Origin of the sequence: Micromonospora phytophila (assembly GCF_023656545.1) — a bacterium.
Taxonomy (GTDB): domain Bacteria; phylum Actinomycetota; class Actinomycetes; order Mycobacteriales; family Micromonosporaceae; genus Micromonospora; species Micromonospora phytophila.
Genome location: NZ_JAMOKF010000156.1, coordinates 1 through 12,113 on the forward strand (window position 1 = coordinate 1; position 12,113 = coordinate 12,113).

Here is a 12,113-nt window from a genome sequence, read left to right on the forward strand (position 1 = left end):
CCGGGCTCGGCCGAGGTGCCGCGCACCGGTGCCGGCATCGGCACCGGGGGCACCACCAGCGTCGCCCTGCCGTTCACCGCCGACGCGCCCCTGCCGCCCACCCCGCCGGGCACCGACGCGCCGCCAGGCTCGGCGGCGGTCGGCCGGTCGGCCTCCGCCCTTCCCGGCCCCACCCCCGGCGACCCGAGCAGCACCGGCCCCCCTCCGACCGGCGGCACCGACCCGTCCCCGACACCGGCCGGACAGTCCGACGGGGACGTGAGCGCACGCGGCGGGGTGGTCACGGTCCGCTGCGACGGGCGGTCGATCGAGGTGCTCGGGGTCGCGCCCGCCGCCGGCTACCAGGTCGAGGCGTACGAGCCGGGCCCGGCGCGGGAGGTGCGCGTGGAACTGGTCTCCGCCGACAACCGCAGCGTGGTCACGGTCCGCTGCGCCAACGGCCGACCGGTGCCCCTGGTCAGGGAGGGTGACAGCTGATTCCGGCCGCCCGCCGTCGCGGTCGACGGCGTGGGTGCGGATCGGGCCGAGCCCCGCAAGGGGCCGGCGGGCGCCGCGCCGGGAGTCGTGCCCCCGACGCGGCCCCCCGTTCCCGCCGGCCGGTCCGTCACCGCCCGGCCAGTGCCGCCCAGCTCGGCGTCACCGGCTCGCGCCGCAGCGGCATGCCCGCCTCGGCCGGGGTCCGGTCGCCCTTGCGCTGGTTGCACCCGTAGCAGGCGGCGGTCGTGTTCTTCCAGGTGTTCCGGCCGCCGCGCGAGCGGGGCAGGATGTGGTCGACGGTGCCCGCCGGCCCGGCGCAGTACGCGCACCGGCGACCGTCCCGGCGCAGCACCCCGGCCCGGGACCAGGCGGGGCCGGCGCTGAACCGCCAGCGGGTCACGACGTAGCGGACGAGCCGCACCACCCGGGGGACCGGGAAGACCCCGATCACCGCGTCCGGCTCGGCCTCGTGGATCTCGGCGACCCGCCGGCAGAGCATCCGGATCGCGTGCTGGACGGTGACCCGGTGCAGCGGGCCGAGGTCGGCGTTGATGACGAGGACGGCGTCCACCGGGATCTCCCTTCGTGGTGGTGACGGTCGTACGGGCCGGACGTGAAAGAGCCGCCCGGTCCGGCTGGTGCGGACGGGCGGCTCGACGTCGTGCGGGTACGCGTCAGTCGGGCCGGCCGCCCCCGGGGCCTTCGGCTCGGCAACCGCCGCCGGTCGCGGGGAGCGCCGGGAGGGCCCGGCCGGGCAGCCACGACGGCACGTGGGTGACGTGCGACCTCGACATGACCAGCTCCCGCAGCGGTGGTTGACCTTGCGGGATCACGGTAGGTCGGCCCGGGTGGGACGGGCAACGGATTTCGATCGAGGGGCGTCGTCGGGGCGGCGCTGCCGACGGGCCCGGCCGGCGCTGCGGGCCACGGCGAGCGGCCGGTCGACGCGTACGGCCATCCGCACGGTCAGCTCGCTCTCCAGCAGCGGGCGGTTGACCTCCCCGGCCACCGCGAGCGCCGGCCCGGACACGGTGCGCCAGATCGCGGCCAGCCCGGCGCCCAGCCCGAGCAGGGCCACGGCGGCCCGGGTCACCGGGGAGCCGGCGGCCGCCAGAGCGCTCACCCCCACCACCACGAAGAGCACCGCCAGCAGCGGTACGAGCACCGGCCAGAAGATGCCCCGGGCCGCCTGCACCACCAGCTTCCGGTCCCGGATGATCAGGTTGCGGGCGACGACCGCGTAGTCCTCCTCGTCGAGCAGGTCCCGCGGGTGCAGCCCGCCGGTGAGCACGCCCCGCCACAGTTCGCCCTGGTTGCGCAGCTCCCGGGCCAGTTCGGGGAGGCTGGCCTCGGCCGGGTCGCCGACGGCCGCCCGGGCGACGGCCGACGCCCACGCCGCCAGCGACCGGCGGACCACCGCGGCCGAGTACGGCGGCAGCACGCTGGCCAGCTCGGCCAGCCAGCGGTTGAGCTGGATCTGCCGGCCGCCGAAGCGACGAACCAGTTGGTCGGCGTCGCCGTGCCGGACGGTGTCGGCGAGCGATCGTCCCAGCCGGTACGCCAACCCGACCCGGTGGTTGGAGGCCATCGTCCAGCGCAGCACCTCCACGTTGAGGTCGTCGAGGGTGAGCAGCAGGGCCTCGCAGTCGTCGGGCGGGACGGAGCGGGACGCGGCGGTCGACGGTGTCGGCCCGTCGCGCCGGGTCAGCCCGGCGATCTGGGTGAGCGCCACCTCGACCCCGTCGAGGTACATCTGCATCCGCCGCCGCCCCGACATCTCGGTCAGGTTGGACAGCTTCGCCGGGGCGCCCGCCGGCCGGCCGTCGGCCGGATCGGCCAGCTCGGCGGTCTGCGCGTGGTGGTACGCGTCGGCCATCCACCAGCCGAGGCGCAGGGCGGTCACGATGCAGGCCCGCTCGTCGCGGATCAGCGGGTACGCGTCGTCCCGCGCCGGGTCGTCGACGAGCGACATCTCTCCGCTGACCTCCCGCCTCATCGTGGGGAGATCAGCGTAGGACACTGTTTAGCGGGTTTTGCCCGTTTCGCGTTACGCCGTCCGGCGAGCAGCTTCACCGCCGTCCGGCGGGCAGCGTCACCGCCGTCCCGCGAGCAGCCCGCGCGGCCGGATCGAGCGGACCGGCTCGGCCGACCCGCCCTCGGCCCGCAGGACGTGGTTGGCGGCGATGATCCCCGTCGCCGCGGAACGCTCCATCAGTGCGCTGGGGAAGTCCGTCCGGATCCCGTCGCCGGCCAGGTAGAGCCCGTCGGCGTCGGTACGCACCCCGGGGCGCCAGGCGTGGCTGCCGGGGGTGAACGCCGGGGCCTGCGCCTCCACCCGGGCGCGCAGCTCACGCACCCGCAGCCCGGCCACCTCCGGCCAGAGCGCGGGCAGCTCGATCCGCATCCGCTCCGCCAGCTCCCCGGCCGGCACGTCCGGCTCGCAGGCGTACGCGTGCAGCTCAATCACCGAACCGCCGGTGCGCTCCGCCCAGCGCCGGGACTCGTTCTCCAGCCGGTGGTAGAGCGTCACCGAGTCCAGGGTCGGCTGCCGGGACACCCCGCTGAACACCGCCCGGCCGGCGTCGACGTCCCCGTCGCACCAGTAGCGCGCCACCGCGTACGGCGGACCGGCCCGGCCGAACGCGGGCATCCGCGCCACCAGCCGGGGTGCGTGGTCGGCCAGGCCGGGCGACGCGGTGACCAGCGCGGCGAGGGCCGGCGGGTCGACGGCGAGCACCACGTGCCCGGCGGCGTACGACGTGCCGTCGGCGGTCGCCACCCGCCAGCCGGCGCCGTCGCGGGTCAGCGCGGTCGCGGCGGCCCCGGTCACCACCCGACCGCCGTGCTTCTCCACGTGCCGGGCCAGCGGCTCCCAGATCGCCGTGGCGTAGTCCTCGTCCGGGCAGTCGAATGCCAACCCCTCCGGGTTGCCGAGCAGGTAGAAGTGGAACTGGGCGATCATCTCCGCCGCCGACATCTCCGTCTCGTGGTTGAAGAACGAGTGGGAGAAGACCTCGAAGAGCATCGCCCGCGCCCGGTCCGGCAGCCGCAGCGAGGTGAGCAGCGCGTCGGCGGTGGCGTCGTCGAACTCGGCGTACGTGCGCTGCGGGTCGTAGGTGAGCAGCGGCAGCGCGGCGTCCCGGTCCATCCGCCGCAGGTCGCCGAGGCGCAGGCTGGGGCTGCGCGCCAGCAGCGCCAGCAGGTTCATCGGCGGCGCGGGCGGCAGCTTCCCGAACTCCTCGGTCGGCCACCGCTGGCTCAGGATCGGATAGCCCGGGATCGGCCTGAGGAAACCGAGCTGCGGATCGACCCGGCGCAGGATGGCCCGCCAGTTGTAGTACTGCCGGAAGAACGCGTGGAACCCGTGCTCGTTCTGCTGGAACCCGTCGGCCAGCTCCTCCGGCCAGGCCCCGAGCCGCCCGCCGAGGGTCGGCGCGGCCTCCAGCACGGTCACCGACACCCCGCGCTCGGCGAGCACCACCGCCGCCGACATGCCGGCGATCCCACCGCCCACCACCACGGCCTCGACCGGGTGCGGCACGCGGGGGGCGCCACCGCCGCCCGGGTCCACCACGTGCTCACGTACGCCGATGAGCCGGCCGACCACTTGCGACAGCGCCATGTGCACCTACCCGCCCGACTGGGAGCCTCCAGTCTGCCCGCTCAACCCTCCGAGGGCAGCAGGCAGCGCCGCTCCCGGTCGGAGGCGGGCCAGACGTACTCCAGGTCGGGCGGGACGTCGCCGCCGAAGAGCGGGCCGTAGTGCCCCGGGTCCTTGCGCAGCAGCGACGAGCGGTGGCTCAGGTGCAGATCGTCGCGGCCCAGCCACGGCGGCAGCTCCCCGGCCTCGGCCAGCTCCGCCTGGGTGCGGACCCGGGTCAGGCCGCAGGCGGCGGCGAGGTCGGTGGTCATCGTCGCCGCGCAGGTGTCGGCCCGCCCCGGTTCACACCAGACCGCGCACACGTCCAGCCCGTACCGGGTGAGCGCCTCCTCGTACCCGGCCCACATCTTCACCGCCGGGTGGTTCCGCCAGCCGTACGTCGGGCGGGTGAGCCCACGCAGCACCTGGATCGTCTCCACCCGCTGCTTGCCCAGCCGCTTCTGGTCCAGCGTGCGGGCGCTCGCGAAAAAGTCCGGGTACGGCAGGAACGTCTGCATGCCGCTGGTCTACCCGCCGAAGGGCCGGAGATGCTCCCCCGTCACAGCGGCGGACAAGCCGGACGACCGGCGTTCATGATCACGGGGGCTGCGCGGGTTGCGACCGGCTGACTACGATGCGGCACATGGCGGAGCCCCTGCTGGATCGTGCGCGGCGGGCCGGCTGGCGACTGCGGGTCAACGGGGACGCCCGGGCGCACTACGTGATCTGCGGCCGGGACGCCCTCGCCTACTGGGTGGTGCGGGCGCTGCTGGCCACCGAACTGTCGGCCGGCCGGCTGCGGATCACCCTGGTCGTGCCGGAACGCCGACGCTCGGACGAGCCGGACGGGCGCGACGTGGAGGGCGTCGAGGTGATCCGGGCCGACCGGCTCGACGAGGTCACCTTCCGCCGGGCCGGGCTGGCCGGCGCCGACGGGCTGGCCCTGCTGCACCAGGACGACGTCGGCAACATGCACGCCGCGCTCTGCGCGCAGGAGGTCGAGCCCCGGCTGCGCCTGGTGGTGCGGATGTTCAACACCAACCTGGCCAACGGGGTGCGGCAGATCTTCCCCGACTCGGCGGTGCTCTCCGACGCGTCGATGGCCGCCCCGGCCTTCGTGGCCGCCGCGCTCGGTGAGGTCGCCCCGACCCACTTCCGGCACGGCGGGCGCACCCTCTACGTGGCCCGCCGCGACGACGTACGCCCCGGCGACGTGGTCTGCGCGGTGGCCGACACCCACGACCCGCAGCAGGTCCGGGTGCTCCCCGCCGACGAGGCCGAGGCCGACGTGGTGCTCGCCGAGGCGACCGGCCGCCCGGCCGGCACCGAGCTGGCCGCGCGTCGACTGGTCCGCGCCCGGCGACGCCGCCGCCCGGTGGCGGTGCTGCTCCGCGCCGTGCGCAGCTTCGCCACCCGCAAGATCGGCATCGCGGTGATCGTGCTGCTGACGGTCATCGCGGTGCTCGGGTGGCTCAACGGCCGGGCCGCCCACGCCGACAACTGGGCGGACGCGCTCTACCTCACCCTGGTGACCACGCTCAGCGGGCAGGATCCGAACCCGGACAAGCCCCTCGTCGAACAGATCATGCAGGTGGTGCTCAACCTCGCCGGGCTGGCGCTGATCCCGCTGATCACCGCCGTGGTGGTCGACGGCATCGTCAACGCCCGGCTGGCGCTGCACTCCGGCCGCATCCAGCCGGAGCGCTCCGGGCACGTCGTGGTGGTCGGTCTGGGCAACGTCGGCACCCGGGTGATGGCTCAGCTCAACGACTTCGGCGTCGAGGTGGTGGCGATCGACAAGCACCCGGAGCCGCGCGGCGCGGCGCTGGCCCGACGGCTCGGCGTACCGCTGATCGTGGGGGATGCCGCGCTGGAGGAGACCCTCCAGGCGGCGTCGGTCGGCGCCTGCCAGGCGCTGGTGGTGGTCTCCACCGACGACGAAACCAACCTCCAGGCGGCCCTGAACGGGCGGGCGCTCAACGACGAGCTCCAGGTGGTGCTGCGCCTCTTCGACGGCCACTTCGCCGAACGCATCCAGCGGGCCTTCGGCATCGGGGTGTCGCGCAGCGTGTCCTACCTGGCCGCGCCCTCGTTCGCCGCCGCGCTGCTGGACCGCGCGGTGATCGCCACCATCCCGGTCGGCCGGCATGCGCTGCTGGTCACCGAGGTCTCCGTGGCCGCCGGATCGTCGCTGGACGGGCGACCGCTCGCCGCGGTCGGGCGGGCCGGGAGCGTACGGCTGCTCGCGCACGCCCGGGCCGGCCAGAGGGTCGACTGGTCGCCCGACCGCCGCCTGGTGATCGTCGCGGGGGACCGGCTGACCGTGGTGGCCCGCCGGGCCGGCCTGAACGCCCTGCTCCGCGAGGCCGCCCCACCCGCACCGCCGGCCCCGGCCGACGCACCGGCACCCAGGCAGGCCGAGGAGTGACCGGTCAGGTCCGCCGGGGGCGCAGCGCGTACCAGGCGGCGCCGAGGGCGAGCACGGCGAAGCCGGCGAGAACGCTGGACAGCGGCAGGTTCACCGCGAGCAGCAGGCAGCCGACCAACCCGAGCACGGCGAGCACCTGCACCGGGAGCTTCCGTTCCCGGTCGCGGCCGAGCGTCAGCGCGGCGGCGTTGGTGATCGCGTAGTAGACCAGCACGGTGCAGCTGGAGAAGCCGATCGCGTCGCGGACGTCGCCGAGCACGACGACCAGCACCACCACCGCGGCCACCGCCAGCTCGGCGCGGTGCGGCACCCGCCGGACCCTATGCACGGCGGCGAGCGCCCCGGGCAGATCCCGGCGGCGGGCCATCGCCAGCGTGGTGCGGCCGACCCCGGCGAGCAGGGAGAGCAGCACCCCAGTCACCGCGATGGTCGCCCCGACCCGGACCACCCAGGCCAGACCGGGCAGCCCGGCGGCGGTCACCACGTCGGCCAGGGGCGCGGCGGAACCGGCCAGCCGGTCGGCCCCGAGCACGCCCACCGCGACCACGGCGAGCACCAGGTAGATCGCCAGCACCACCCCCAGGGCCAGCGGGACCGCCCGGGGGATGGTCCGCTCCGGTTCGCGGACCTCCTCGCCGAGGGTGGCGATCCGGGCGTACCCGGCGAAGGCGAAGAAGAGCAGCCCAGCGGCGGTGAGCACGCCCCGACCGGTGCCGCCGAGATCGGTGAGCCGGCCGAGTGAGACGTCGCCGCCCGCCACGCCGGCCACCGCGACCAGGGCGAGCACCGCCAGCACCACGGCGACCAGGACCTTCGTCGCGGTCGCGGTCTTCGCGATGCCGCGCAGGTTCACCGCGGTCACCGCGAGGACCGCGTCGACCGCGACGAGCCGGGCCTGCCCCGGCCAGAGGTACGCGCCGATGGTCAGCGCCATCGCCGCGCAGCTCGCCGTCTTGCCGACCACGAAGCCCCAGCCGGCCAGGAAACCGGCGAACGGGCCGAGCCGCTCCCGGCCGTAGACGTACGTGCCACCGGACTCGGGGTAGCGGGCGGCGAGCCGCGCCGAGCTGGTCGCGTTGCAGAACGCGATGAAGCCGGCCAGCGCCAGCGCCGCCAGCAGCCCCGCCCCGCCGGCCGCCGCGGCGGCCGGCGCGAACACCACGAAGACGCCCGCGCCGAGCATCGACCCCAAACCGACGAGCACCGCATCGGATACGCCCAGCCGGCGTGCCAGTTGATCCACGAGCGCAGACCCTAAGGGGAGGAGATGAACGGGCGGTCACGCTCCCGCAGCCTGCCCGGCAGCGGCACGTCGTCCCAGGGCACCCGGTGCAGCAGCCGATCCAGCAGCAGCCCGAGCAGCAGCCCGGCGACGGAGTCGGTCAGCCAGTGCCAGCCCAGGTAGGTGGTGGTGGACAGGACCACCAGCGGCGGCACCACCCGCACGACGGTGACGAGCCGGGCCGGCATCCGCCGGCCGTGGCTGCTTAGCAGCGGAGCGAGCAGCAGGGCGATGACGCCGTACCAGACGATCGCGTTCGCCACGTGTCCCGACGGGTACGAGACGCCGTACGGCCCGTCGGTGTGGAAGATCTGCACGGCGTCGGCGGGCGCGAGGTACGGCTCCTTGATGCTGGCGCTCGGCGCGGCCCGGTCGGTGGTGAGCTTCAGCGGGCCGATGGTCAGGTAGGTGAGCACGAACGCCACCACCGGTGGCAGCACCGGACGCACCGACCGGACGCGCACCGCCAGCAGGACCCCGAGGCCCACCGCGAGCAGGGTGAGCGGGGTGCCCTGACCGAGGTAGTTGAAGATCCGCGCGGTCCAGTAGGCGGCGGTCGGACGGTGGGCGTCGGCCCAGTCGGCCACCGCCCGGTCGAGGCCGAGCAACTGGTCGGCGGCGAGCGCCACGGTCAACCCGACGAGCGCGGCGAGCAGCAGCAGGTCGAACCACCAGCCGGCCGGGCGGACCGGCCGGAGCCGTACCGTCCGCCGTACCGTCGTGGTTTCCCGCACGCGACCACGCTACCGGCCACGGTCGACGACCGGCCGGGACGGGCCGGGGCGCCTGTGGGCCCAACCACGAAAAGCGGCGCTCCCGGGGGGCAACCGTCAAACTTGTCCCCGTGCGGATCACTTCGGCCCTCGTGGACCCGGCGCTGCTCGACCTCCCCTGGTCGACGCCGCTGGAGCAGTGGCCTGCGCAACACCTGGTGGCCCTGCCGCAGGGCATCTCCCGGCACATCGTGCGCTTCGTCCGGCTGGGCGACTACGTCTACGCGGTGAAGGAGACCGGCGAGCGGGTCGCCGAGCGGGAGTACGACCTGCTGCGTGCCCTGGAGCGGATCGACTTCCCCTCGGTGGAGGCGGTGGCGATCGTCGCCGACCGGCAGACCGACGACGGGGAGCCCCTCGACCCGGTGCTGATCACCCGGCACCTGCAGTTCTCCCTGCCCTACCGGGCGCTCTTCTCGCACACCCTGCGCCCGGAGACGATGGGCCGGCTGCTCGACGCGCTCGCCGCGCTGATCGTGCGCATGCACCTGACCGGCTTCTTCTGGGGCGACTGCTCGCTGTCGAACACGCTCTTCCGCCGGGACGCGGGCGCGTTCGCCGCCTACCTGGTGGACGCGGAGACCGGCGCGCTGCACCCCTCGCTCTCCAACGGCCAGCGCGGCGAGGACCTGGAGATCGCCCGGGTCAACATCTTCGGCGAGGCGCTCGACCTCCAGGCCGCCGGGCTGCTGCACGAGTCGATCGACCCGGAGGTGGTCTGCGAGGAGGTCGTGCAGCGCTACGAGCGGCTCTGGCACGAGATCACCTACGAGCAGCAGGTCGAGCGGGAGGCCCGGCACGACATCGAGGGCCGGATCCGCCGCCTCAACGAACTGGGTTTCGACGTGGCCGAGGTGGCCCTGTCGACCATCGACAACGGGCGGTACCTGGTCCGGCCGAAGGTGGTCGACGCCGGCTACCACACTCGCCGGCTGCTCCGCCTGACCGGCCTGGACGCCGAGGAGAACCAGGCCCGGCGGCTGCTCAACGACCTGGACGCGTACCGGGCGGAGAGCGACCTGACCGACGAGCAGCAGGCGGCGCACCGCTGGTTGACCGAGGTCTTCGAGCCGGTGGTCCGGGCGGTACCCGCGCACCTGCGTCGCAAGCTGGAGCCGCAGGAACTCTTTGCGCAGATCATCGAGCACAAGTGGCTGCTCTCCGAGCAGGCCGGCCGGGACGTCGGGATGGCCCCCGCCGTGCAGTCGTACCTCTCGGACGTGCTGGTGCACCGCCCGGACGAGCAGGCCGTGCTCGGCGTCGAGGTCCCCACCGCCGGCTGAGGGTCCGGCCGGCTTACCCTCCGCCGCCCGCTCGCGGCGGGCCGGTTGGCGCCGGGGCGCCCGCGGCCGGTGTCGATGGTGCTGGCGGTTGGGTTGCTGGCGGCTGGCGGCTGGCGGCTGGTGCTGGTGGTGCTGGCGGTTGGGTTGCTAGCGGCTGGTGTCGGTGATGCTGGCGGTTGGGTTGCTGGCGGCCCGGCGCCGACGTGGTTCCTGTCGGGCCCTTTGGAGCTGATGTCGCAGACGATTCACGCCGGGTGCCCCCTCCCGCGCGACGGATTCGAGCAGGCGTCACTAGCCGCCGGGGACGACCTGTTCCATCAGCGCCCGTCCGGTGGGTGGGCACGGGGCGAGGTGCTGGCGAAAGTCCGCCCGCCTGCGGTGCGGGCAGGCGTCACCCGACGCCCGCTGGCGGACGCCACCTCCCGGGCGCTCGGGCGCACCCCGTGATGTCGTAGACGATTCAGCTCCAAAGGGCTCGCGAAAGCGCCCTGCCCCGGGAGCGCGCCCGCACCCCGGAAGGCGCCCCTGCGCCGGAGCGCGCCCCTGCCCGAGCGAGCGACCATGCCGGGGAGCGTGCTCGTGCCGGGGAGCGTGCTCGTGCCGGGGAGCGTGCCCGTGCCGGGGAGGGGCCCGTGCCGGGGAGGGTGCTCGTGCCGGGGAGGGTGCCCGTGCGGGGGAGGGTGCCCGTGCCGATCAGCGGTGGCGGCCGGTCCGGTCGGTGCGGCCCGTCACTCGACCCAGGAGCCGCCGCGCATCACCCGGACCACGTTGAGCTCGTCGTCGAGCACCACCAGGTCGGCGCGGAGGCCGACCTGGAGCGCGCCGAGCTGGTCGCCGAGGCCGATGGCCCGGGCCGGCGTGGTGGCCACCATCCGGACGGCGTCGGCGATCGGGATGCCGGCGTTCACCGCGTGCCGCAGCGCCGCGTCCATGGTCAGGGTGCTGCCGGCGATCGCGCCGTCCCGGGCCAGCCGGGCCACCCCGTCGGCGACGACCACGGCCTGGCCGCCCAGCTCGTACTCGCCGTCGGGCATGCCGGCGGCGGCCATCGCATCGGTGATCAGGGCGGCCCGCTCGGGGCCGGCCGTCGAGGTGGCGAACGCCAGCATGCCGTCGTGCAGGTGCACCCCGTCGGCGACCAGCTCGCAGACCACGTTCGGGGCGGCCAGGAGGGCCACGACCGGGCCGGGCTCCCGGTGGTGCACCGGACGCATCCCGTTGAACAGGTGGGTGCCGACGCTCGCGCCCGCCGCGACGGCGGCGCGGGTCTCGTCGTACGTGGCGTCGGTGTGCCCGACGGCGGCGACGACCCGGTGCGCGGTGAGCAGCTTGATCGCCGCCAGCGCGCCGTCGCGCTCCGGGGCGAGGGTGACCATCCGAATCGCGCCGTCGCCCAGCTCGATCAGCTCGGCCAGTTCGTCGGTGGACGGGTCACGGAGGAACTCCGGGTTCTGGGCGCCGCAGCGTGCGGAGGAGAGGTACGGCCCCTCGAAGTGGATGCCCCCGAGCACCCCCTCGGAGACCAGTGGCGTGAACGCGGCGGTGGCCGAGCGCATCAGGTCGAACGGCGAGCTGACCAGGCTGGCCAGCAGGGTGGTGGTGCCGTGCCGCAGGTGGAAGTCGGCGGCCTGCCGGGCCTGCCCGGCGTCCCCGGTGGTGAAGGTGTGCCCGCCGCCGCCGTGAGTGTGCATGTCGACGAAACCGGGGACGATCCAGTGCCCGTCGCGCACCGACGGGTACTCGGCCACCGCCCTGATCCGGTCGCCCTCCAGCTCCACGCAACCCTGCCGGACCACGCCCGTCGGGGTCACCACCTTGCCGTTCACCCGCACGGTCATCTCGTCTCCCGGTTGTCGAAGCTGGGCACGGTGTCGAGGGCGAGCAGTGCGGCACCGAGGCAGCCGGCCTCGTCGCCGAGGGCCGCCGCGACCAGGCGCGGCTCCCGGTGGAACGTCATCCGCTCCCGCAGCGCCGCGCGCAGCGGGTCGAGCAGGTGCGCGCCGGCCTGCGCCAGCCCGCCGCCGAGCACGATCGTCTCCACGTCGAAGAGCGCCTGGCCGGTGGCGAGGCCGTCGGCGAGCGCCTCGACGGCCTCCCGCCAGACCTGCCCGGCCAACGGCTCACCGGCGGCGGCCCGGGCGGCCACCTCGGCCGCAGTCACCGGGCCGCCGCTCCGCCCGGCGGTCACCGGGCCCCCGGTCCGCCCGGCGTTCGAAGGCGCAGCGGCCAT

Annotated in this window: 11 protein-coding genes and 1 pseudogene; 4 read left to right on the plus strand and 8 right to left on the minus strand. The window is 75.0% G+C overall.

What is annotated here, in order from left to right:
* Window positions 1–477 (plus strand): annotated as a pseudogene (locus NCC78_RS18565) (hypothetical protein); the annotation flags it as partial.
* A gap of 127 nt (window positions 478–604) precedes the next feature.
* Here NCC78_RS18565 and NCC78_RS18570 read toward each other — a convergent pair.
* From NCC78_RS18570 to NCC78_RS18585, 4 genes are all read right to left on the minus strand, one after another.
* Window positions 605–1,048: an HNH endonuclease gene (locus NCC78_RS18570; RefSeq protein ID WP_250795912.1), complete on the minus strand. Its 444-nt coding sequence runs from the start codon at window positions 1,046–1,048 to the stop codon at window positions 605–607.
* A gap of 258 nt (window positions 1,049–1,306) precedes the next feature.
* Entirely contained in the window at window positions 1,307–2,473 is a 1,167-nt protein-coding gene (locus NCC78_RS18575) for a hypothetical protein (RefSeq protein WP_250795913.1), read from the minus strand.
* A gap of 96 nt (window positions 2,474–2,569) precedes the next feature.
* A complete protein-coding gene (locus NCC78_RS18580) occupies window positions 2,570–4,099 on the minus strand; it encodes a hydroxysqualene dehydroxylase (RefSeq protein WP_250795914.1) in 1,530 nt (509 codons plus the stop codon).
* Between the two features lie 41 nt (window positions 4,100–4,140).
* Entirely contained in the window at window positions 4,141–4,635 is a 495-nt protein-coding gene (locus tag NCC78_RS18585; protein WP_250795915.1) for an MSMEG_6728 family protein, read from the minus strand.
* Window positions 4,636–4,751: 116 nt separating this feature from the next.
* Here NCC78_RS18585 and NCC78_RS18590 point away from each other — a divergent pair, with 116 nt between their 5' ends.
* A complete protein-coding gene (locus NCC78_RS18590) occupies window positions 4,752–6,545 on the plus strand; it encodes a potassium channel protein (protein ID WP_250795917.1) in 1,794 nt (597 codons plus the stop codon).
* 4 nt (window positions 6,546–6,549) lie between these two features.
* Here NCC78_RS18590 and NCC78_RS18595 read toward each other — a convergent pair whose 3' ends face one another.
* Window positions 6,550–7,788: an APC family permease gene (locus NCC78_RS18595; RefSeq protein WP_250795918.1), complete on the minus strand. Its 1,239-nt coding sequence runs from the start codon at window positions 7,786–7,788 to the stop codon at window positions 6,550–6,552.
* 11 nt (window positions 7,789–7,799) lie between these two features.
* Window positions 7,800–8,561 (minus strand): phosphatase PAP2 family protein, encoded by a 762-nt coding sequence (locus NCC78_RS18600; protein ID WP_250795919.1) that lies wholly within the window; start codon window positions 8,559–8,561, stop codon window positions 7,800–7,802.
* A gap of 110 nt (window positions 8,562–8,671) precedes the next feature.
* Here NCC78_RS18600 and NCC78_RS18605 point away from each other — a divergent pair, with 110 nt between their 5' ends.
* A complete protein-coding gene (locus tag NCC78_RS18605; protein WP_250795920.1) occupies window positions 8,672–9,883 on the plus strand; it encodes a DUF4032 domain-containing protein in 1,212 nt (403 codons plus the stop codon).
* A gap of 69 nt (window positions 9,884–9,952) precedes the next feature.
* The gene (locus NCC78_RS18610) at window positions 9,953–10,330 is read left to right on the plus strand and encodes a hypothetical protein (RefSeq protein ID WP_250795922.1); all 378 of its coding nucleotides are present in this window, start codon (window positions 9,953–9,955) and stop codon (window positions 10,328–10,330) included.
* A gap of 281 nt (window positions 10,331–10,611) precedes the next feature.
* Here the strand turns inward: NCC78_RS18610 and nagA are convergent, their stop codons facing one another.
* The gene (gene nagA, locus NCC78_RS18615) at window positions 10,612–11,721 is read right to left on the minus strand and encodes an N-acetylglucosamine-6-phosphate deacetylase (RefSeq protein ID WP_250795923.1); all 1,110 of its coding nucleotides are present in this window, start codon (window positions 11,719–11,721) and stop codon (window positions 10,612–10,614) included.
* A partial coding sequence (locus tag NCC78_RS18620) for an ROK family protein (protein ID WP_250795924.1) occupies window positions 11,718–12,113 on the minus strand: 396 nt, incomplete at its 5' end. The genes NCC78_RS18620 and nagA, both read right to left, overlap by 4 nt.

Bases quoted from the DNA above. Each gene is read 5' to 3' on its own strand.
- NCC78_RS18575 (WP_250795913.1), bottom strand. From the start codon at position 2,473: ATGAGGCGGGAGGTCAGCGGAGAGATGTCGCTCGTCGACGACCCGGCG.
- NCC78_RS18580 (WP_250795914.1), bottom strand. From the start codon at position 4,099: ATGGCGCTGTCGCAAGTGGTCGGCCGGCTCATCGGCGTACGTGAGCAC.
- NCC78_RS18585 (WP_250795915.1), bottom strand. From the start codon at position 4,635: ATGCAGACGTTCCTGCCGTACCCGGACTTTTTCGCGAGCGCCCGCACG.
- NCC78_RS18590 (WP_250795917.1), top strand. From the start codon at position 4,752: ATGCGGCACATGGCGGAGCCCCTGCTGGATCGTGCGCGGCGGGCCGGC.
- nagA (WP_250795923.1), bottom strand. From the start codon at position 11,721: ATGACCGTGCGGGTGAACGGCAAGGTGGTGACCCCGACGGGCGTGGTC.